This window comes from Amycolatopsis sp. NPDC104775, from assembly GCF_055583325.1.
Genome location: NZ_JBVJOE010000001.1, coordinates 424297 through 448273, shown reverse-complemented (window position 1 = coordinate 448273; position 23977 = coordinate 424297). Strand labels below are relative to the sequence as shown.

General features: G+C 71.1%; 4 protein-coding genes. 3 read left to right on the top strand and 1 reads right to left on the bottom strand.

Annotated elements, in window-relative coordinates:
• Nucleotides 1–275 precede the first annotated feature (275 nt).
• The gene (locus tag ACZ63D_RS01695) at nucleotides 276–1688 is read right to left on the bottom strand and encodes an FAD-dependent monooxygenase (RefSeq protein ID WP_465352360.1); all 1413 of its coding nucleotides are present in this window, start codon (nucleotides 1686–1688) and stop codon (nucleotides 276–278) included.
• 1202 nt (nucleotides 1689–2890) lie between these two features.
• Between ACZ63D_RS01695 and ACZ63D_RS01690 the strand changes: the two genes are divergently transcribed.
• The 3 genes from ACZ63D_RS01690 to ACZ63D_RS01680 all read left to right on the top strand — a co-directional run bounded on the left by ACZ63D_RS01690 (nucleotide 2891) and on the right by ACZ63D_RS01680 (nucleotide 23973).
• Nucleotides 2891–4111: an MFS transporter gene (locus tag ACZ63D_RS01690; protein WP_465352359.1), complete on the top strand. Its 1221-nt coding sequence runs from the start codon at nucleotides 2891–2893 to the stop codon at nucleotides 4109–4111.
• A gap of 967 nt (nucleotides 4112–5078) precedes the next feature.
• Nucleotides 5079–6320, top strand: coding sequence for a serine hydrolase domain-containing protein (locus ACZ63D_RS01685; protein WP_465352358.1), 1242 nt, complete (start codon nucleotides 5079–5081; stop codon nucleotides 6318–6320).
• A gap of 91 nt (nucleotides 6321–6411) precedes the next feature.
• Nucleotides 6412–23973, top strand: a complete 17562-nt coding sequence (locus tag ACZ63D_RS01680; protein WP_465353677.1) for a non-ribosomal peptide synthetase — start codon at nucleotides 6412–6414, stop codon at nucleotides 23971–23973.
• The last annotated feature ends 4 nt before the right edge of the window (nucleotides 23974–23977 follow it).

Below are 23977 nucleotides of genomic sequence, written 5' to 3'. Positions count from 1 at the left end.
TCCGGGATGTCTGGGGGTTGAGGTCTTTGGAGGTGCGGGGGTGTTCGGCTGGTTGCCGGTGTTGGTCGGGGTGCGCGGTGGCTGAGGTATTCGCTAGTCCAGGTCTGCGTGGCTCGCGGCAGGTCTCCCTGGGGAGCGCGACCGCTGCGATCTTCGCCGGTCCGGGTCGTCCGCGCGGAATGATCGTCGGCGAGTGGCGACGGTTGCCGGTTCTCTTCGGTCTCGGACCTGTCCGTAGTGCAGGGACCGCCGGGTGGGGCAGTCGTGCCGCTGGTTCAGGCGGCGGGCTCGCCGAACCACCGGGCGAGGTGGTGGTTCAGTTCCTGCTGGTTGTCGCCGATCCAGGCGACGTAGCCGTCCGGGCGGAGCAGCACGGCCGGGGCGTCCAGTGCGGCGGCGGGGTCGGTGCGGAGGTCGATCCGGTCTGCCCAGCCCGCGACGTTCAGCTGTCCGGTGCGGTCGAGCACCAGGCCGCGTCCCTGGCGCAGGTGATTGAAGAGGCGGCCCTGCGCGAGGTCGAGGTCGGGGAGGCGGCGGCCGAGCAGGCCGGGACCGTCGCCGAAGTCGTAGCGGACGTCGATCGCGGTGATTTTCCCGATTAGGCGGCGGTTGACCTCGTCTATGTCCATCAGTTCGGTCACCAGCCTGCGCACGGCCCGCGGTCCGGCTTCGGCGGAGGACAGTTCCATCTGGGCGCGGGTGTTGTCGAGGACGTCCGCGGCGACCGGATGGCGTTCGGCCTGGTAGGTGTCCAGCAGGGTTTCCGGGGCCCAGCCGCGGACCTGTGCGGCCAGCTTCCAGCCGAGGTTGAACGCGTCCTGAACGCCCAGGTTGAGCCCTTGCCCGCCCGCGGGCGGGTGGATGTGCGCGGCGTCGCCGGCCAGCAGCACCCGGTCGACGCGGTACCGCTCGGCCAGCCGGGTGGCGTCGCCGAAGCGGGACAGCCAGCGCGGCGAGTGCACGCCGAAATCGGTTCCGGCGACCGTACGGAGTCGTTCCCGGAAGTCTTCGAGAACGGGCGGTTCGGCGCTGAGGCCCGCGGCGGGGACCACGACGCGATACGCGCCTTCGCCTATGGGACTGATGAGGAAGCGCTTATCGATCTCGCGGACCTCGGCGACCTTGGCGGCGATCTCGTCCTGCGGTGCCGTCGCGGCCATTTCGCCCATCAGGGTCTCAGTTCGCGAGGGTTCGCCGGGGAAACCGACGCCGAGCAGTTTGCGCACTGTGCTGCGGGCGCCGTCGCAGCCGACGAGGTAACGCGATCGCAGCCGTTCGCCGTCGGACAGTTCGACGGTCACTCCGTCGTCGTCCTGGGCGAAGCCGGTGATCGCGCGGCCGTGCTGGACTTGCGCGCCCAGTTCGATCGCGCGTTCTTCGAGCAGCCGGACGACGACCGGCTGGGGAATGCCGAGCAGGTAAGCGGAATCGAGGTCTGCGGGAGCGGGTTTGGCGATCCCGGCGAAGACGCCGCCGACTGGACGCCGCCGTCCGTGTTCGAGGAGAGGCTCCAGCAAGCCGCGCATCGCGAATTGTTCGAGGCTGCGGATGTGCAGGCTGACGATGCGCGCGAGCGGGACGGGCTCGGTTTCCTTCTCCAGCACGAGAACCCGGACGCCGTGGAGCCGGAGCTCGGCGGCTAGCGTCGCGCCGGTGGGACCGCCGCCTGCGATGATTACGTCGATCATGAAAGGTCCGTTCGTTCGGTTTTCGTACGCTCAGCTCTGGCGCGGGTGATTGCCGGAGTGGTGATTGCGGGGCGCGTGATTGCCGGGCGGGTGGTTGCGGCGGTCGGGGTTCGCCTGGTCGGTGGCGTGCGTCGCGGTCTGATTCCGCTAGCCGCTGTTCGCCGAGATCGGGCGGTTTTGGTTGTGCGCTTGGATGTGGTGGGCTGAATTGTTGCCACGCCTGCTGTTGCGCGCTCGGCTGCTCGTCTCGGGACGGCTCGGCTGGCTGCCGGGTGCCGCGCTGTCGTGCGATGCGGGGCGGTGCGCGTGGCTATTGGCTGCTCCCGCATTGTCACCGCGACCCCAACTGCCGCCCGCTCGGCTGCCTGCCTCGCGATGGTTCGCCTGGCTGCCGGGTGCCTCGTCGTCGTGCGGCTTGCCGCCTGCCTTGGCGTGGTTTGCCCGGGTTGCGGGTGCCTCGTCGCACGGCTTGCCGCGATGCGCAGGACTGTTGCCCGCCTCGGCGCGGTTCGACTGGCTGCTGTGTGCTGCGCTGTCGTGCGGTGCGCTGAGGTTCGCGTGGCTGTTGCCCGCTTTGGCGTGGTTGGGCTGGTTGCCGTGTGCTGCGCTGTCGTGCGGTGTGCCGGGGTGCGCCTGACTGTTGCCCGCCTTGGCATGGTTCGCGTGGCTGCTGTGTGCTGCGCCGTCCTGCGGTGCGCCGAGGTGCGCCTGACTGTTGCTCGCCTTGGCGTGGTTGGGCTGGTTGCCGTGTGCTGCGCTGTCGTGCGGTGGGCCGAGGCGCGCGTGGCTGCTGCCCTCCTTGGCACGGCTCGCCCGGGTTCCGTGTGCCGCCCCCTCGTGCGGTTTGCGAGGTAGCTGGCTGCTTCCTGCCCAGCTGCCGTCACCATGGCCCCAGCCGTTGCCTGCTCAGCCACCGTCGTCGTCAGCTCGTACTGCCGCCGCGCCTCGGCCCGTCCGATTGGCGTGCAGCCAACAGCGACCGACGACAGTCGTCTCTCCCGCCGTCGCAGGCGGCCGCGCCCGGGCAGGGACGCGTCGAGCTGATCTTGGGTTCGCGCAGGACTTGGCATCGGCCGGTCAGTCTGTGGCACCCCACGTCTCGCGGCAACCCAAATACCCGGACAGTCCGCCATGAAGCAAGTCGATGTAGCCCCAGCCTACATGATGGCGAACATATGTTCGACCCGACAAAGCTCCCGGGCATGAAGAAAGACCGAAAGACGAAACTCCACGCCGCGTACTGGCGGCTGTGGTGGGCATCGGCGGCGGACAACGTGGGCGACGGGGTCTTCTCGGCTGCGGTCCCGCTGCTGACGGTGACCCTCACTAGCGACCCGGTGCTGGTCTCGGTCGTCTCGGCCGCGACCTTCCTTCCCTGGCTGTTGTTCTCCTTGCCTGCGGGAGCGCTCGTCGACCGGTGCGATCGGGTCGGTTTGCTGTGGCGGTCGCAGGCGATCCAGGCGGTGATCGTCGCGGTGGTCACCGTGATGATCGGGCTGGGGAGGATCGACGTCATCGGGCTGGCGGTCATGGGGTTCGGGCTCAGTGCGTGCGAGGTCGTGTTCGCCAGCGCGTCGCTCGCGGTGCTGCCGGACCTTGTGCCCGACGAACACCTGCACCGGGCGAACGGAAGTCAGTACGCGATCGCCAATGCCGGCCAGTTGTTCATCGGCCCGCCGCTCGGCAGTCTGCTGTTCGCCTTCGCGGCGGCGGCGCCGTTCGGGGTGGACGCGGCTTCGTTCGTGGTTTCCGCCGCGTTGCTGGCGAGCCTGCCTCGACGCCGGGCGCCGTGGGTCGCGCAGCCGTCGATCCGGGTCGCGGTGGCGGAGGGGGTGCGCTGGCTCGGGCGGCATCGGCTGTTGCGGACGTTGGCTGGGCTGCTGGCGGTGAATACGTTCTGCTATCAGCTCGGCAACGTCTCGGTCGTATTGCTCGCGACGCGGACGCTGCACGTCAGCGAGCGCGGTTACGGCGTGCTGCTCGCGGGGGCGGCGGCCGGAAGCGTGCTCGGCGGGGTGGTCAACGCGCGGGTAGTGGCGAGAATCGGTGCGCTGCGGGCGTTGGTGCTCGCGTTGGCTGTCAACGTGGTGATCTTCGTGCTCGCCGGGGTCAGTCCGAATGCGATCGTTCTCGGTGTCCTGCTGGGAATCAACGGGTTCGCCACGACGCTCTGGAGTGTCGTCACGGTCAGTCTGCGGCAGCGGGCGGTGCCGCCGGAACTGCGCGGGCGGGTGCACAGCGTCTACCGGATGCTGGGCTGGGGGTTGATGCCGCTGGGGGCGCTGGCCGGCGGGCTGCTCGCGGACGCGTTCGGTGTCCGGGCGGCGTATCCGGTGGCCGGGGCGGTGCGAGGGGTCGCGTTGGCTGTCGCGTTGCCGGTGCTGGTCTCGGCGATGCGGGCGGAGCGAGCAGAGGGTCCTTAGTGGACACTGGTGAAGGTCAATGCGCGGACACCTGGGCGTGGGATTTCCTTTACTCATCCGGGCGAAGAAGCGCTATGGAATATTCCATCCTAATTGGCAGTGTGCCGATAGCGGGCTCCCGCGGCGGCCGGTTCCGCTGTTCGGCTAATGGTCGACGGCGGCTGCAACGTTTCGGCTCGGGAAGGCGACTGAGCGGGCGGAGGTGGCGGCGATGGAATCGATAGCGGCGGAGCGGGACTCGAACAACGGTAAGCGCGGACTCGGGAGAGCCGGTTACCGAGCGGTAAGAGCTACTGCCGTCGCGCGCCATTCGTGTGGTCGTCCCGGGAGTCGTGAATTCCGCCCGGCAAGGAAGCGGCGGAATTTTCCGGTGATCGGGTGAGGTTTAGCGGAAGGAATCCCGATTCTGTGAGATCGACTTGTCTCGCGAGCTGTCCGGAAGCCTTTTAGACGCGGAGGAAGGTGATCGTTTTCCAGTATGCGGGGCAAGCCGGACAGGCGGCGGCGAGATTGCTGCGAATGGGGGAACGGCGACGGCTGTCGGCACCACTTCTTTGGTGGTGAGCGCTGATTCCGTGATCGCGAGAAATGCCGGTTTACGCTGGTCGGCGCAGCGGTATTCGGTGCGGTGCGCGGCCGGGACGTCCGCTGAATGCGAAAGAAGATCTTCCGCATATCTGCGTGTCGCCCCGAGGTGTGAGTCCCTTGTTCATATTTTAGAATGCTCTCGGCAATGTGTGACGCTGGGTGCAGCCACGGTATGCGGGAGTCCATCGTTTGGCGGTTGCTGGAGCGCAACCGAGCTAGGCAGGGTATGGATTCCAGTGCGGGTCTGGGGTTGCTCGCGCTCTGCTGGGGCTAGCGCCGCACGGGCGGGGGAATTCCCCCGGGCGGCTCCTACGAGTATTCGAAAGGCATGGTCATGCACTCCCGGAAAGAAAGATTCGACGTCCCGAGACCGTGCCCGGTGCCTGGTGCGGAGAGTGCGGACCGGCTGGCCGCGGCGCTCTCGCGGCTGGCCGTCCGGCATCGGGTTCCGGGAGCGCAAGTCGCCGTCTGGTCTGGAGGCGAGACGGCAGTGGTCCAGACCGGCGCCGAGGGCGCCGGCAGGCCGATGCGGGCGGATTCGCGGGTGCCGATCGGGTCGATCACCAAGGTGGCGACCGCGACGCTGGCGATGATGCTCGTTTCCGACGGCGATCTCGAACTGGACCAGCCGGTCGGCGAGATCCTGGGCGACCCCGGGCTTCCCGGGTCGCTGACCCTGCGCGGGCTGCTGAGCCACACCAGCGGCCTGCCCTGCGACCCGGCCGACTCCGCCGGGTCCTGCCGGAAGGAAGTGCGGTCCGCGGAGTTCGTCTGCGCGCCGGGGACCGCGTTTTCCTACTCCAACCTCGGCTACGCGCTGGTCGGCCTGCTGATCGAAGAGGTCACGGGCATGGGCTGGCGGGAGGCGGTCGGGTCGATCCTGTTGCGGCCCTTGGAGATCAAGCCCGTTTTCGTCGACAGCCCGGGCGTCGCGACCGGGCACGCGCGCGACGGCGAGCGGCCGCTCGCGCAGGTGCTGCCGCCGATGCTGGAGCCGGCCGGCGCGCTCGCGCTGAGCGCCCGGGACCTGGTCGAGCTCGGGCGGGTCCACCTCGGCAAGCCGGGGCTGCTCGACGTCGTGACCGCGAGCGACCTGCACCGTCCGGTGGCGGGCGCGCGACCGTTCGGCCTCGCCGACGGCTGGGGGCTGGGGCTGGCTTGTTTCGGCGACGAGGAATTCCGCTGGCTCGGGCACGACGGAACGGCCGACGGGACCTCGTGCCATCTGCGGATCGACCAGGCCGGGGCGTGTGTGCTCGCGCTGACCGCCAACGGGGCCGGGGGCACTGACCTCTGGCACGACCTGGCGGCGGAACTGCCGGAACTCGGCCTCCCGCCCCGTCCCGCGGGTGCGGAATCCTGCCCGATTCCCATGCCGGACGGCGATTTCGGCAGTTATCGCAACGGTTCCCTCGAATACACGGTCCGGCCGGACCCCGGCGGCGGCGTCTGCCTCGACGTGGACGGCGACCTCTTCCGCGAACTGACCCGGTACGCCGACGGCACGTTCACCGTCCGCGATCCGGCGACCGGCCGCGCCACCCCGTGCGGCCGGTTCCGCGGCCGGCCCGGCGCGGCGACCGCCGTCGAAATCGGCGGCCGGCTCGCGCGGCGGTGCTGAGCAGCGCCTTCGAACTCCTCGTCCCCACCCGCGCCAGGCGGGATCCCTTGGTGTGCCCGGAAGGTAGCGAAAAACGATGACCGCCCCAGAAATTCCGGCCGGACCGGACCGGACCGGCAGCCTGCCGGAACTGTTCGCCGCACAGGTGCGGCAGACCCCGGACGCGCTCGCCGTCGACGGCGCGACCCGGCTGACCTATGCCGAACTGGCCGGCGAAGCAGGTCGGCTCGCCGCTTCCCTGCTGCGGCTGGGAGTGCGCGCGGAGGACCGGATCGGGGTGCTGGCGGAGCGGTCGGCCGGGCTGGTCGTCGCGGAGCTGGCGGTGGTCGCCGCGGGCGGCGCGTATGTGCCGCTCGACCGGCGCGCGCCGGACAGCCGGTTGCGGACACTGCTGGCCGAGTCCGGGGTCTCGGTGCTGCTGACCGACGACCCGGCCCGGGCCGGGAAGGTCCACAACGGACAGATTGTCCCATTGGGACGGAAGTTGCCGGATGCGGCTTTTCCTTCGGCAGCAGTGCATCCGGACAATCTGGCGTATCTGATGCACACGTCCGGATCGACCGGAACGCCCAAAGGGGTAGCGGTCCGGCATCGGGACGTCGCGGCGCTCGCGGCCGATCAGCGCTTCGCCGGGAAAGCGCATCGGCGGGTGCTGCTGCACTCCCCGGCGGCCTTCGACGCCTCCACCTACGAAATGTGGGTGCCGTTGCTGAGCGGCGGCACCGTGGTGGTCGCGCCGCCCGGGGACCTCGACGTCGAGAGCCTTCGCGACGTTCTGTCCCGGTACGACGTCGGGGCGATCTGGCTGACGGCAGGGTTGTTCCGGGTCGTCGCGCAGGAAGCACCGGATGTTTTCCGGAGCGTGCGAGAGGTCTGGACCGGTGGCGACGTCGTCCCGGCCGGCGCGGTGCGGCGCGTGCTGCGGGCCTGCCCCGGCGTCACGGTGGTCGACGGCTACGGCCCGACCGAGACCACCACCTTCATGACCGCGCACCCGATCCGGTCGGCGGACGTGACAGCGGTGCCGATCGGCCGCCCGCTGGACGGCGTGCGCGCTTACGTCCTGGACGGTGCGCTGAATCCGGTCGCTCCCGGGGAACCCGGCGAACTCCACCTGGCCGGAGCCGGGGTGGCGCGCGGATACTGGGCGCGTCCCGGGGCGACGGCGGAGAAGTTCATCGCCGACCCCGTGGTGCCGGGCGAGCGGATGTACCGGACCGGCGATCTCGTCCGCTGGAACGACCAGGGCGAACTGGAATTCCTCGGCCGCACCGACGACCAGGTCAAGATCCGCGGGTTCCGGGTGGAACCCGGCGAGATCGAATCCGTGCTCGCCGCCGACGAGACCGTGGCGGAGGCGGTGGTCGTCGCGCGGCAGGACGGCCCGGGAGCGAAGCGTCTGGTCGGCTATGTCGTGCTGGTGCCGGGAGCGCCGCATAAAGACCTGAAAGCCGTCGTCGCGGCGGTCTTGCCGAGTTATCAGGTGCCCTCGGCGATTGTCGTTCTGGACGAGCTTCCGTTGAGTGCCAACGGAAAGGTCGACCGGAAGGCGCTTCCCGCGCCGTCGGCGGAACCGGAAGGCGCCGAACCGACAACGGACACCGAACGCGCCGTCGCCGAGATTCTCACGGAAGTGCTGGGACTGGACCGCATCGGAGTCGAGGACGATTTCTTCGCTCTGGGCGGGGATTCGATCCTGGCCGTGCAGGCGTTGTCCCGGTTGCGCCGCACGCTCGGCGCGGACCTTTCGGCGCGGGCCCTGTTCGACGCGCCCAGCGTGGCGCAACTCGCGAAACTCCTGGAAAACGGCCCACGCGCCGAGCAGGCAATCCCGAGAGCGGCAGCGCGGGACCTGCTTCCGCTGTCCCCGGCGCAGCGGCGGCTGTGGTTGCTCGACGAAATGACCGGCGGCAGCAGCGAATACAACACCGGCGTCGGAATCCGGCTGTCCGGTCCGCTCGACCTCGCCAAGTTGCGGACGGCGTTGGCCGCGCTGTGCGCACGGCATGAATCGCTGCGCACGACCTTCGAATCCGTTGCGGAACAGGGAATGCAGCGGATTTCTCCGACCGGGGATATCCCCTTGCGGGTAGCGGATTCCGTCCCGGACGACGAGACGCTGAAGGCCGAGCTGAGCGCACCGTTCGACCTGCGGACTGGCCCGCTGACCCGGGCCGTCCTGTTCCCGCTCGGTCCGGACGAGCATCTGCTTCTCTTGTGCCAGCACCACATCGTCACCGACGGCCGGTCGATCTCCGTGCTCACCGAAGAACTTCTCGACCTTTACCGGGGCGTGTCCTTGCCCCCGTTGCCGCTCGGCTACCAGGACTACACCCAGTGGCGCCTGGCGTCCGAAGGCCTCGACCAGCTCGGCTACTGGCGCGAGGCGCTCGACGGTCTCGAACCGCTCGCGCTGCCGACCGACCGCCCGCGACCCCCGCAGCGCACCACCGAAGGCGCGGTGCACCGGCACGACTTGCCCGCTGACCTGGTGCGCCGGGTCGCGGAAGCCGGCCGCGCGCAGGGTGCCACGCTGTTCATGACCCTGACCGCCGCCGTGCAGCTTGTCCTGGCCGCCTACAGCGGACAGCGCGACATCGCAGTGGGCACGGCGGTGTCCGGACGCGACCGGGCCGAACTGGAGCAGCTGACCGGATTTTTCGTCAACACCCTCGTGCTGCGGTCCTCTGTGGACGGTGGGCAACCGTTCGGGCACTTCCTCGCGGAGTTCCGCGAAACAGTGCTGGCCGCGTTCGCGCACGGTGATGTCCCGTTCGACCGGGTCGTAGAGGAAGTCCAGCCCGAACGCGACCCCTCGCGGACGCCGTTGGTGCAAGCCGTCGTCGTCCTGCAGCGACCGCTGGTGACGGAGCGAACGGTCGCCGGAGTGCAGGTCAGCGAGTACGCCCTGCCGCGGCCCTCGGCACGTTTCGACCTCGTCATCGAGTTCTGGCCGCAGCCGGACGGCTTGCGGGTCACCGTCGAGTACGCCACCGCGCTTTTCGACGACTCCACCATCGAGCGCCTCGCGCGAACCCTGGAGGTCGTGCTCGCCGGGATCGCGGCCGACCCGGCGCGTCCGGTGGGCGATTTCCCGCTGCTCACCGCCGAGGACCGCCGGTTCCTGCTCCCGAGCCAGCCGGAGCACGCGGCCGCCGGAACGGTGCCGGAGCTGTTCGACCGACGCGCCGCCGAAAGCCCGGACCGCACCGCGGTGGTGTGCGGCGACCTCAGCCTGAGCTACGCGGAGCTGCGGGCCCGGGCGAATCGCCTCGCGCAGCACTTGGTCCGGCAAGGCGTCCGCCCGGAGGACCGGGTCGGCGTGCTGCTGGACCGTTCGGCCGACCTCGTCGTGGCCGTCCTGGCGATCCTCAAGGCAGGCGCGGCTTACCTGCCGCTGGACCTGCGTGCCCCGGCCGACCGCCTGCGCCGCGTCCTCGACGGAGTGCCGGTGGTCCTCACCGACCACGCCTGGCACGACACCGCCAACACTGTCCACAATGGAATGTCATTGGTCGTGTCGGATGTGGACGAGTCCTCCACGGCGCCGGAAATCCGGCTGAGCCCGGAGAATCTGGCCTACGTCGAGTACACCTCGGGCTCCACCGGCGTCCCGAAGGGCGTAGCCGTGCGGCACGCGGACGTCACGGCACTCGCGGCCGATCCGCGGTTTTCCGGCCACGAGCGGGTCCTGGTGCATTCCCCGCTGGCCTTCGACGCCTCCACCTACGAGCTGTGGGTGCCGCTGCTCAACGGCGGCACCGTGATCGTAGCGCCGCCCGGCGACCTGGACGCCGACGCGATCGGGCGGTTGGTCGCCACGCACCGCATCACCGCGCTCTGGCTGACCGCGGGCCTTTTCCGGCTCTTCGCCGAGGAGAAGCCGGAGTGCTTCGCCGGCCTGCGCGAGGTCTGGACCGGCGGCGACGTCGTGCCGCCGCCCGCCGTCCGCCGGGTGCTCGACAGCTGCCCCGGCACCGCGGTCGTGGACGGGTACGGCCCGACCGAGACCACCACCTTCGCCACCTCCTTCGGGATGACGGCCGAGGTCCCCGACGTCATCCCGATCGGCACGCCGCTGCGGGACGTCCGGATCCACGTCGTCGACGACCGGCTCCGCCTGCTGCCGCGCGGCGCGGCAGGCGAGGTGTGCATCGCCGGGGCCGGGCTCGCGCGGGGATACTTCGGCCAGGCGGGCGCGACCGCGGAGAAGTTCGTCGCCGACCCGTTCGGCGAGCCCGGCGCGAGGATGTACCGGACCGGCGACCTGGGCCGGTGGCGCACCGACGGGACGCTCGAATTCCTCGGCCGCGTGGACGACCAGGTCAAGATCCGCGGCTTCCGGGTCGAACCGGCCGAGATCGAACGCGCGCTGGCCGCCGAGGACGGGGTGGCGCAGGCGTTCGTGACGATCCGGGGCACGGGCGGGCGCAAGCAGCTGGTCGGTTACGTGGTCGCGGCGGAGGAACTGGACACCGAGGCGCTGCGCCGCGCGGTCGCGCGCACGCTGCCGGAGTACATGGTGCCGTCGGTGCTCGTCCCGCTGGCTGAGTTGCCGCTCACCGCCAACGGCAAGGTCGACCGGCGCGCGTTGCCGGAGCCGCGGGTCTCCAGCGAGCGGACGGTGGCTCCGCGCACCGAACGGGAGGCCGTGCTCGCTGGGATCTGGGCTGACGTGCTCGGCCTCGACCGCGTCGGCGTGGACGACAATTTCTTCGCCCTCGGGGGCGATTCGATCCTGAGCATCCAGGTGAGCGCCCGGGCCCGGCAGGCGGGGCTCAGCGTGACCACCGCCGATCTCTTCCGGCATCAGACCATCGCCGCCCTTGCCCCGGCCGTCAACGAGGCCACGGCGATCCCCGAGCGCGGTCCGGAATGCGGCGACGTCGTCCTGACTCCGATCCAGCACTGGTTCTTCGGGCTCAACGCGGACCGCTTCGACCAGACGATCGCCGTCCAGCTGCCCGCCGACGTCGACTTGACCGCGTTGATCAGCGCGTTGGGCGCGTTGTCCGAGCGGCACGACGCGCTGCGCATGCGGTTCCGGCACGACCGCGACGCTTGGCATCAGCACAACACCGCCGTCGGAGAAGGACACACGCTGCTGCGATGGTCGCTCAGCGGCGAACCGCGGACGCTGCACTTGGCCGCGCACCACCTGGTGGTCGACGGCGTGTCGTGGCGGTTGCTGCTCGAAGACCTCGACCGCGCCTATCAGCAGGCCGTGCGCGGCGAACCGATCGATCTCGGCCCGCGGACGACGTCCTTCCGCGAGTGGGCGGGAAGGCTGGCCGAACACGCCGAAGCGGGCGGCTTCGACGACGAACTCGCGCACTGGTGGGAACTTCCGACGCCCACGCCGCTCCCCGTTGACGGCACGGCGGAGAACACGTTCGGCCGCGCCCGGGTCGTGACGGCCCGGCTGACTGCGGCCGAGACGCACGCGCTGCTGCGCGAAGTCCCGCAGGCGTACCGGACGCAGGTCAACGACGTGCTGCTGGCCGCGCTCGGCCGGGTGCTGGGAGACTGGACCGGGCACCAGCCGGTGATCGACCTGGAAGGGCACGGTCGCGAGGAGCTGTTCGAGGGCGTCGATCTGTCGCGGACGGTTGGCTGGTTCACCAGCATGTTCCCGGTGGCGCTGGACGTCCCGGACGGCTGGGGCGCGGCGCTGAAGGCGGTCAAGGAACAACTGCGCGCGGTTCCGCGCCGGGGGATCGGCTACGGCGCGCTGCGCTATCTCGCCGGGTCGGCTCCGGTGATCGAACCGCAGGTGAGTTTCAACTATCTCGGCCAATTCGACCTGCCCGGCGACCTTTACCCAGGCCTGCACCGCGAACTCGCGCTGGACGTCTCGCCCGGGACCGTCCGTCCGCACCTGCTGGAGGTGGTCGGCCGCGTCGAGGGCGGCGAGCTGGAGCTGGCCTGGCATTACGCCGAGGGGGTCCACGAGAAGTCCACTGTGGACCGGCTGGCCGCGGCGATGGCCGAAGCATTGCGCGAAATCGTCCGGCATTGCGCGGAGCCGGGCGCGGGCGGCCGGACTCCGTCGGACTTCCCGCTGGCCGGGCTCGGTCAATCCACAGTGGACGAACTGGTCGGCGACGGCCGGGATGTCGAGGACATCTACCCGCTCACGCCCATGCAGGCCGGGATGGTGTTCCACGATGTGGCGCAGCCCGGCGACCGGGTCTACTTCGAACAGATTTCGTTCACTGTGGACGAGGTGCCGGATCCGCGGCGGCTCGGCGAGGCCTGGCACAAGATCTTCGAGCGGACGCCGATCCTGCGCAGCCGGATCGTCTGGGACGGCGTGCCTCAACCGCTGCAGGTCGTGCACCGCTCGGTCGAACTTCCGGTGTCCTATCTGGACTGGTCCACAGTGGATCCCGAAGAGGCCCTCTCCCAGCTGTTGGAGCAAGACCTCGCCGACGGATTCGACCTTGCCCGCGCCCCGCTCGCGCGGCTGGCCATCGCGCGGGAATCCGCCACCCGGGTGCGCGTGCTCTGGACCTTCCACCACGTCCTGCTCGACGGCTGGAGCGTCTTCGGCCTCCTCTCCGACGTCCTCGCCCTGCTGCGCGGCGAAGAACCGCCGGTGCGGCCGCCGTTCCGCGACTATGCCGCCTGGCTCGCCAGCCAAGACGACGACCAAGCCGAGGCGCACTGGCGGGCCGAACTCGCCGGGGTGACGCCGACGCCGTTGCCCCTCGAACGCCCCGCGGTCCGCACGCACTCATCGAGTTCGACCGGCCGGATCCCCGTGGAGTTGGACGACGAGACCTCCGCCGCGGTGTACGCCTTCGCACGGCGGCACCGGCTGACTGTCAACACGGTCGTCCAGGGTGCGTGGGCCGCCCTGCTTGCGCGCTACAGCGGCGAAACCGAGGTGTGCTTTGGCGCGACGGTGTCCGGCCGTCCGGCGGAGCTGCCTGGCGCGGACGACATTCCGGGCATTTTCATCAATACCCTGCCGGTGCGGGTCCGGCTCGACGGCACCCGCGCGGTCTCGGACTGGTTGCGTGATCTTCAAGCGGCACAAGCGGAATCCCGTCGCTTCGGACACGTCGGCCTGACGAGACTGCAGGCGTGGAGTGGCGGCGGGAGCCTGTTCGACAGCATCGTCGTCTTCGAGAACTACCCGATCGACGAGGTGTCGCAACTGCGGGACGTCCGCGCGGCCGAACGGACCAGCTACCCGCTGGGCGTCGTCGCCTATCCCGGACGACGGCTGTCGCTGATCCTCACACACGACCCGGCGCGGATCGCCGACCCGGCGGCGGCCAGGCTCGCGAGGCACCTGGAAGCGCTGGTCCGGGGCATGATCGCGGCCCCGCACGAGCCGGTGTCCCGGGTGCCGATGCTGTCCGGAGCCGAAACCGGGCAGTTGCTCGCCGAGCGGAACGAGACCGCCCGCCCGGTGCCCGACGCGGCCGTTCCGGAGCTGTTCGAGGCGCAGGCCCGCCGCACCCCGGACGCCGTCGCGCTGGTGACCGACGACGAGCAGCTCACCTACCGCGAACTCGACGTCCGCGCGAACCGGCTGGCCCACCGGCTGATCGAGGCGGGTGTGCGGGCGGAGGACCGCGTCGCCGTCCTGATGAACCGCTCGCCGGAACTCGTCGTCGCGGAACTGGCGATCATCAAGGCCGGTGGTGCCTACCTGCCGCTGGATTTGCGCGCCCCGGCCGAGCGGCTGCGCCTGCTCCTGCACGAGGCCGAAGCGACCATCTTGGTAGCCGACGCCGCGTGGTTGGCGACCGCCGAGGAAGTCCACACCGGCACCATCCTCACCGGCGAGCGCAGCGCCCCGGACACGTCGCCAGCTGTCCGGGTCGATCCTGAGCAACTCGCGTACGTCATCTACACGTCCGGTTCGACCGGCCGTCCGAAGGGTGTGGCCGCGCGGCATTGCGACGTCGTGGCGCTCACCGCCGACCAGCGATTCGCCCGGCACGACCGGATTCTGCTGCATTCGCAACAGGCCTTCGACGCCGCGACCTACGAGCTGTGGGTGCCGCTGCTCAACGGCGGCACCGTCGTGCTGGCCCCGCCGGGAGACGTGGACGTCGAGACGCTCGGGCGTTCGCTCATCACCCATGGCGTGACCGGCGCGTTCCTCACCACCGGGCTGTTCCGCCTGGTCGCGCAGGAATCGCCGGAGGTCTTCGCGGGCGTGCGGGAAGTCTGGACCGGCGGCGACGCCGTGCCCGCGGCCGCGCTGCGCCGGGTCCAGGCGGCGTGCCCGGACACCCTGGTCGCCGACGTCTACGGCCCCACCGAGACCACCACGTTCGCGACCGTGCACCCGCTGCCCGGCGAGGTGCCGGACGTCGTCCCGATCGGCGGGCCGCTCGACCACACCCGGGTTTACGTCCTCGACGACGACCTCCGGCTCGTCCCGCCCGGCGCGCCCGGCGAACTGCACATCGCCGGCGCCGGGCTGGCGCGCGGCTATCTCGGCCGGGCCGGGCTGACCGCTGACCGGTTCGTCGCGGACCCGTTCGGCCCGCCGGGGGAGCGGATGTACCGCACCGGCGACCTGGTGCGCTGGAACGACGAGGGCGCGCTCGAGTTCGTCGGCCGGGCGGACGAGCAGGTCAAGATCCGCGGGTTCCGGGTCGAGCCGAGCGAGATCGAGGCCGCGCTCGGCGAGCATCCGGGCGTCGAACAGGCGGCTGTGCTGGCGCGCTCGGACGGCGGGGTGAAGCGGCTGGTGGCCTACGTCGTCGGCGAAACCGATGGGCTGGCGGAGTTCCTCGGCCGGACGCTGCCGGACTACATGGTGCCCGCCGCGTTCGTCCGGCTGGAGCGGTTCCCGGTGAACGTCAACGGGAAACTCGACCGGCAGGCGTTGCCGGAGCCCGAGTTCGGCGCGCGGGACCACGTCGCGCCACGGACCGAGCGCGAACGCGCGATCGCCGAAATCTGGGCCGACGTGCTCGGCGTGGAACGCGTCGGCGCGACGGATGACTTTTTCGAGCTGGGCGGCGATTCGATCCTCAGCATGCAGGTCGTTTCCCGGGCTCGCCGGGCCGGGCTGGAGTTGCAGCCCGGCGACCAGTTCGCGCACCGCACCCCGGCCGCGCTCGCTGCGGCGGCCCGCACCGCGACAGCGGCGGTCGAGCGCGGCCCGGTCCACGGCCCGGTGCCGCTCACTCCGATCCAGCGCTGGTTCTTCGCGACGCAAACCGCCGAACCTGACCATTTCCACCAGTTCGTCCGTCTCGACGCCCCCGACGCGGACGCGGCGCAGGCAGCCGTCGAGGCGCTGCTGACCCACCACGATGCGCTCCGGATGCGCTTCGCCCGCGGCGAAACGGACTGGCTCCAGGAGAACGGCCCGGTGGGTGCCGACGCACCGCTGGTCCGCCTCGACGGAGACCGGCTCTTCGTGCACCACCTCGTGGTCGACGGCGTCTCGTGGCGCGTGCTCATCGAGGACTTCGAGCGCGCCTACGACCAAGCGCTGCACGGCAAGCCGATCGACCTCGGACCCCGCACGACATCGTTCCGCGACTGGGCGATCCGGCTCGCCGAGCATGCTGCCGAGGGCGGGTTCGACGACGAACTCGCTTACTGGCGCGGCGTATCCGGCCGGACCACGGTGCCGGTGGACGGCCGGGGCAGTGCGACCGTCGCGTCGATGCGCTCGGTGACCGCCCGACTGTCCGCGGCCGAGACGAGCGCCTTGCTGCGAGACGTGCCGAAGGTCTATCGCACCCAGGTCAACGACGTCCTGCTCACCGCACTCGGCCGGGTCCTGCGCGACTGGACCGGCGGGACTCCCGTGGTCGACCTGGAAGGCCACGGCCGCGAGGAGCTGTTCGACGACGTCGACCTGTCCCGGACGGTCGGCTGGTTCACCACGGTCTTCCCGGTGGCGCTGGACGTCCCCGACGACTGGGGCGTGGCGCTCAAGTCCGTCAAGGAACAGTTGCGAGCGGTGCCGCGGCGCGGGATCGGTTACGGCGCATTGCGCTACTTGACCGGCACCGCCCCGGAGATCGATCCGCAGGTGAGCTTCAACTACCTCGGCCAGTTCGGCTCCGGCCGCCTGGAGTCCGACGAAAGCCCGCGCTCGGCTCGCGCGCACCTGCTGGACGTCGTCGGCCGCGTCGAGACCGGCGAGCTGGAATTGACCTGGTACTACGCCGAAGGCGTCCACGATAAGTCCACTGTGGACATGGTGGCCACCGCGATGACCACCGCTCTGCGCGAGATCATCCGGCACTGTGCCGACCCCGCGGCGGGCGGCCGGACGCCGTCCGACTTCCCGCTCGTCGCACTCGAACAGTCCGTTGTGGACGACCTGGTCGGCGACGGCCGTGAAGTGGAGGATGTCTACCCACTGACCCCGATGCAGTCCGGGATGGTGTTCCACGCGCTGTCCCAGCCGGGGGAGCGGGTCTACTTCCAGCAGGTCGGTTTCGTGCTCGACGGCGTCGAAGACCTGGCCGCGCTGGAACGCGCGTGGCAGCGGGTGGTCGACCGGACGCCGGTTCTGCGGATGCGGATCGCCTGGGAGGGCGTGCCCGAGCCGGTCCAGGTCGTCCAGCGGCACGTCCCGGTCCCGATCGCCCGGCACGACTGGCGCGACCGCACCCCGGACGAACGCGAGCAGGCCTGGCAGGAGCTTCTCGCCGCCGATCGGGACCAAGGGCTCGACCTCACCGAAATGCCGTTGCTGCGCCTGGCTTTCGCGCGGCTGTCGGACACCGAAGTCCGGGTGCTGTGGACGTTCCATCACGTCCTGCTCGACGGCTGGAGCGTTTTCGGCGTGCTGTCCGACGTCTTCGCCGCCTACTCCGGCGCCGAGCTCCCCGAGCGCCCGCCGTTCCGCGACTACGTCGCCTGGCTGGACCGGCAGGACGACGCGGCGGCCGAGGAACACTGGCGGCGCGAACTCGGCAGCCTCGTCGCCCCGGCCCGGCTGCCCTACGACCGGGCTCCCGCGCAGGCGCACACCAGCCGCTCGTCGGAATGGCTGCGCGTGCCGGTGGAAAACTCCGCACGGCTCAAGGACTTCGCCCGCCGGGCCGGTCTCACCCTGAACACCGTTCTGCAGGGCGCGTGGGCACTGGTGCTGGCGCGGCTCAGCGGCGAGCGCGACGTTTGCTTCGGCACCACGGTCTCCGGCCGTCCGGTCGATCTGCCCGGCGCGGACGACATCACCGGCATCTTCATCAACACCCTGCCGGTGCGGACCACGGCGACCGGCGCCGACGTGACCGCGTGGCTGGCCGAACTGCAGGCCGCGCAGGTCGAGTCCCGCCGGTACGGTCACCTTCCGCTGACCAAGCTGCAGGCGTGGAGTGGTTGCGGCGGAAGCCTTTTCGACAGCATCGTGGTGTTCGAGAACTACCCGATCGACAAAGCCTCGACGCGCGGATTGCGGCTCCGCGACGTCGACGCGGCCGAGACGACGAACTACCCGATCAGCGTCGTCGCGTCGCCGGGGGAGCAGCTGACCCTGGACGTCGGCTACGACCCCGATCTGTTCGACCCCGGCACCGCCGAGCAGATCACCCGGCAGCTCACCGCCGTTCTCGACGCTTTCAGCGCTGATCCGCACCAATCGCTGGAGGACATCGACCTGCTCACCGAGGCCGAACGCCACCGGGTGCTGGTCGAGTGGAACGAGACCGCGCAGCCGCTCCCCGCGGAGGACCTGACCGAACTGTTCGCCGCGCAGGTCCGGCGCGCGCCGGAAGCGGTCGCGGTGGCCGGCGACGGGGTCCGGCTGACGTATGCGGAGCTGGACCGGCAGGCCGACCAGCTCGCGCGGTACCTGGTCTCGCTCGGCGCGGGGCCGGAGACGCTCGTCGGCGTGCTGATGGACCGCTCGCCCGGCCTGATCGTCGCCGAGCTGGCGATCGTCAAAGCGGGGGCGGCCTATCTGCCGCTCGACACTCGCGCCCCGGAACCCCGGCTCAAGACTCTCCTGTCCGACGTGAAGCTCCTGGTCACCGACGAGTCCTGGCGCGCTACCGCCGCGAAGGTCCACAGTGGACCGACGGTCGTGCCCGGCGAGCACACCGCGGACGTCCCGCTCCCGAAGCCGGATCCGGACAACCTGGCGTACGTCATGTACACCTCGGGTTCGACCGGAAAGCCCAAGGGCGTGGCACCCCGCCGCCGGGACATCGTGGCGCTCGCGGCGGATCGTCGCTTCGCCGCGCACCGCCGGGTCCTGCTGCACGCGTCACAGGCCTTCGACGCCTCGACCTACGAGCTGTGGGTGCCGCTGCTCAACGGCGGCACGGTCGTCGTCGCCCCGCCCGGCGACCTCGATCTCGAGACCCTCGGCCGCGTGATCGCCGAACATAGCGTCGACGGCGCGTTCGTCACCGCGGGCCTGTTCCGGCTCGCGGCGCGGGAAGCCCCGGAGATCTTCCGCGGGATGCGCGAGGTGTGGGCGGGTGGCGACGCCGTGCCCTCGGCCTCGGTGCGGCGGGTGCGGGAAGCGTGCCCGGACACGATCGTCGTGGACGCTTACGGCCCGACCGAGACCACGACGTTCGCGCTGGCGCATCCAGTGCTCGGCCCGGTGCCGGACCTCGTGCCGATCGGGAAGCCGCTGGACAACACCCGGGCCTACGTCCTCGGCCCGGACCTGCGGCCGGTGCCGCCGGGCGCGGTCGGCGAACTCCACCTCGCCGGCGCGGGGCTGGCGCGCGGCTACCTCGGCGCGCCCGGCCTGACCGCCGAGCGGTTCCTGCCCGATCCGTTCGGCCCGCCGGGGGCGCGGATGTACCGCACCGGCGACCTGGTCCGCTGGACCGCCGACGGCGAACTGGACTTCGCCGGGCGCGCGGACGAGCAGGTCAAGATCCGCGGGTTCCGGATCGAACCGGGCGAGGTCGAGGCCGCGCTGGCCGCGCACCCGGGGATCTCCCAGGCCGCCGTGCTGGCCCGCGAGGACCACGGCGTCAAGCGGCTCGTCGCCTACTACACCGGTGACGTCGGGGACACCGCCGACCTGCCCGCGTTCCTCGGCCGGACCCTGCCGGACTACCTGGTCCCGGCCGCGTTCGTCCGGCTCGACCGGTTGCCGTTGACCGGCAACGGAAAACTCGACCGGCACGCCCTGCCCGCCCCGGACTTCGCCGCTACCGGCGGCCACACCGCCCCGGCGACGGAGGCCGAACGGGTGCTGGCCGGGATCTGGTCCGAGGTGCTCGGCGTCCAGGACGTCGGGGCCGAGGCGAACTTCTTCGAACTCGGCGGCGACTCGATCCTGAGCATCCAGGTCGTCTCCCGGGCCCGCCGCGCCGGGCTGATCCTCTTGCCGCACGAGGTGTTCCGGCATCCGACGCTGGCCGCACTGGCCGCGCACGCGGGCGGCGACCGCGGACCGCAGGCAGAGCAGGGCCCGGTCGTCGGCGAAGCGCCGCTCACGCCGATCCAGCGGTGGTACTTCGAGACCCAGCCGGAACGGTTCGACCAGCGGGTGGTGCTGGAATTCGCCGAGGACGTCGACGAGCCAGCGCTGCGACGCGCTCTGGAGACAGTCTGGGCGCACCATGACGCGCTGCGCCTGCGCTTCGGCCAGACGCAGCACAGTGACCCGCCGGGCCCGGTGGAACTGCTCGTCGGCGAACCCCATTTCGACCTCGAACGCGGTCCGCTGCTGAACGCGGTCCTCGACGGGCGACGGCTGCTGCTGGCCGCGCACCACCTGGTCATCGACGGCGTTTCGTGGCGGATTCTCCTGGAGGACCTGGAAACCGCTTACCGGGGCGAAGACCTCGAACCGAAGACGACGTCGTTCCTCGCCTGGGCCCGGAAGCTCGCCGAACACGCGGAGGCAGGCGGTTTCGACGACGAACTCGCGCACTGGCAGTCCCTCCCGCCGGTGTCCCCGGACGACCCGGGCGTCATCGCCGACACCCGCGAGGTCACCGTCCGCCTCACCGCCGAGGAAACGCGGGCGCTGCTGCAGGACGTCCCCGAGGTCTACCGGACGCAGGTCAACGACGTGCTGCTGACCGCGCTGGGCCGCGTGCTGCGGGACTGGACCGGCGAGGCCCCGGTGGTCGATCTCGAAGGGCACGGCCGCGAGGACCTGTTCGAGGGCGTCGACCTGTCCCGGACGGTCGGCTGGTTCACCAGCATGTTCCCGGTGGCGCTGGACGTCCCGGACGACTGGGGCACCGCGCTGAAAGCGGTCAAGGAACAGCTGCGCGCGATCCCGCGCCGGGGCATCGGCTACGGCGCACTGCGCTACCTGACCGGCACGGCCCCGGCGATCGACCCGCAGGTGAGTTTCAACTACCTCGGCCAGTTCAGCAGGGCAGAAGGCGGGCCTTTCCGCGTCGGAAGCCTGGACGCCGATGTGGCCCCGGACGCGCCCCGCACGCACGTGCTCGACGTCGTCGGCCGGGTCGAAGGCGGCGTTCTGGAACTGACCTGGTCGCACGCCACCGCCGGGGACACTGTCGAAGCCCTGGCCGAGCGAATGCTGTCGGCACTGCGGGAAATCATCGCCCACTGCGCCGAACCGGGCGCGGGCGGGCGCACCCCGTCCGACTTCCCGCTGGCCGCGCTCGATCAGGCAGCGGTGGACCAGCTGGTCGACGGGCGAGCAGTGGAGGACATCTATCCGCTGACGCCGATGCAGGGCGGGATGGTCTTCCACGGACTCTCGCAGACCGCGCAGGGCATGTACTTCGAGCAGGCGACTTTCGTGCTCGAAGGCGTCACCGATCCGCAGCGGCTCGGCCGGGCGTGGCAGCAGGTCGTCGACCGCACCCCGGTCCTGCGCACGTCGTTCGTCTGGACCGGCGTGGCCGAACCGGTCCAGGTCGTGCACCGCGAAGCCGAATTGCCGGTCCAGTACCTCGACTGGACGGACCTGGACGGGCACGAGGCGGAACTGGCGCGGCTGCTGGCCGAGGACCGCGCGCAAGGCTTGGACCTGGCCGTCGCCCCGCTGGCCCGAGTCGCGCTCGCCCGGCTCTCGGCGACGGAAGTCCAGGTGCTGTGGACGTTCCACCACGTCCTGCTCGACGGCTGGAGCGTCTTCCAGGTGCTCTCGGACGTCTGCACCGCCTACGCCGGGCAGCCGCTTCCGACGCGGCCGCCGTTCCGCGACTACCTCGCCTGGCTGGGCGGACACGACCAGGCCGCCGCCGAAGAGTTCTGGCGCACCGCACTCGCCGGGATCGAAGGCCCGACGCGGCTGCCGAGCGACCGGACCCCGCCGTCCGGCCACGCCCCGTGCTCGGCCGAGTGGCTGCCGGTGCGCTTGGACCGCGCCGCGACCGCCCGGTTGGACGCGTTCGTCAAACGCCACGGCCTCACGCACAACGTCGTGCTGCAGGGAGCCTGGGCGCTGCTGCTGTCGGCCTACAGTGGACAGAACGACGTCGTGTTCGGCGCGACCGCTTCCGGCCGTCCGGCCGAAGTGCCCGGGGTGGACGACATTCCCGGCATCTTCATCAACACCCTGCCGGTGCGGGTCGCCGTGGACCGCGCCGCCCCCGTCGCGGACTGGCTCGCGCAACTGCAGGCGGCGCAGGCCGAAGCACGCGGGCACGGGCACGTCCCGCTCGCCCGGGTCCAGGACTGGGCGGGCCTGCCGGGCGGGGTGAACCTGTGCGACAGCCTGGTGGTGTTCGAGAACTACCCGATCACCGGCGCGGCGGCGGGGCACGGCCTCGCCGTGCGCGACCTGTCCGCCCGGGAGACGACGAACTTCCCGGTCACCGTGGTCGCCTCGCCCGGTGCGGAGCTGACCGTGGACGTCGGCTACGACCCGGCGCTCTTCGACCCGCGGACGGTGACCGGCCTGGCCGCCCGGCTGCTGGAAATCCTCAGCGGCCTGACCGCGGACGGCGGCCGCGCGCTCGGCGCCGTGCCGGTCATGACCGCCGCCGAAACCCAGTTCCTCGCCGAACAATCCGACTCCCGCGGCGAACCGGAGCCCCGGTCTCTCCCGGACCTGTTCGCCGAGCAGGTCCGCCTCCGGCCGAACGCGCTCGCGGCCGTGCTCGGCGGCGAACCGGTCACCTACGCCGAGCTGAACCGGCGGGCCAACCGGCTCGCGAACCGGCTCGCCGGGCTCGGGCTGCGGCCGGAGGAACCGGTCGGGCTCGCCGTGGACCACGCGGACGCGGTGCTCGCCGAACTGGCCGTGGCCAAGGCGGGCGGCGCGTACCTGCCGATCGACGCGCGCGCTCCGCTGGAGCGGCAGCGGACGCTGCTCGACGGCGTCCGGTTCGTCGTCGCGGCGGAGGCGCATCCGCTCGGCCAGACGGTGCTGCTGTCCTCTGTGGACGACGAACCGGACAGCGACCCGGAGATCGCCGTCGATCCGGATCAGGCGGCCTGCGTGATGTACACGTCCGGGTCCGCCGGGGTGCCGAAGGGCGTGGTGGTGCGCCACCGCGACATCACGGCGCTGGCCGCCGACCACCGGTTCCGCGGCGGGGCGCACGAACGGGTCCTGCTGCACTCGCCGCTGGCGTTCGACGCCTCGACCTACGAGCTGTGGGTGCCGCTGCTCACCGGCGGCTGGGTCGTCACCAGCCCGGACACCGGCCTCGACGCGCCGCTGCTGCGCGGTCTCGTCCGCGAGCACGGCCTGACCGCGGTGTGGGTCACCGCCGGGCTGTTCCGGATCCTCGCCCAGGAAACGCCGGAGTGCTTCGCCGGCCTGCGCGAGGTCTGGACCGGCGGCGACGTCGTCCCGGCGGAAGCGGTGCGCCGGGTGCTGGCCGCGTGCCCGGGGCTGCGGGTCGTCGACGGCTACGGCCCGACCGAGACCACCGTGTTCGCCACCGCCCATCCGATGGACGGCGCGGTGCCGGACCGGATCCCGATCGGCCGCCCGCTGGACGGCACGCGCGTCCGGGTGCTGGACGCGGACCTGCGCCCGGTGCCGCCGGGCGTCCCCGGCGAACTGTGCCTGGCCGGCGCGGGTCTCGCCCGGGGCTACCGGGACCGGCCGGGGCTGACCGCGGACCGGTTCGTGGCCGATCCGGACGGCCCGCCGGGCCAGCGGATGTACCGCACCGGCGACCTCGTCCGGTGGCGGCCCGACGGCACGCTGGAATTCCTCGGCCGCCGCGACGACCAGGTCAAACTGCGCGGGTTCCGGGTCGAACCGGGAGAGGTCGAGGCCATGCTGGCGAAGCATCCGGACGTCGCGCAGGCCGCGGTGCTCGTCCGGGAGGACCAGCCGGGCGCGAAACAACTGGTCGCCTATGTCGTTTCGCCCGCGAAGGAAAATGCGCTCAGGGAGTTCCTGGCCCGGTCCCTGCCGGACTACCTGGTGCCCTCGGTGTTCGTGGCGCTCGACCGGCTTCCGGTGAGCGCCAACGGAAAACTCGATCGCCGCGCGCTGCCTGCCCCGCGGGCGGCCGAAACCGGACATGTCGAACCGGCGACCGAGACCGAACGCGCCCTGGCCGGGATCTGGGCCGAGGTGCTCGGCGCGGACCGGGTGGGCGTCCAGGACAACTTCTTCGCCCTCGGCGGGGATTCGCTGCGCAGCCTGCACATTTCCGCCAAAGCAAGCGCCCTGTTCGACGTCCGGCTCACCCCGGCCGACGTCCTGGCCGCGCGCACCGTCGCGGCGCTGGCCGCCACCGTCGAAGACCTCGTGCTGAGCGAGCTGGAACGGCTTGCCGCAGAACTGGAATCGTGAGGAC

Excerpts from the sequence above, each read along its gene's own strand:
- ACZ63D_RS01690 (WP_465352359.1), top strand. The coding sequence starts at position 2,891 with ATGAAGAAAGACCGAAAGACGAAACTCCACGCCGCGTACTGGCGGCTG.
- ACZ63D_RS01695 (WP_465352360.1), bottom strand. The coding sequence starts at position 1,688 with ATGATCGACGTAATCATCGCAGGCGGCGGTCCCACCGGCGCGACGCTA.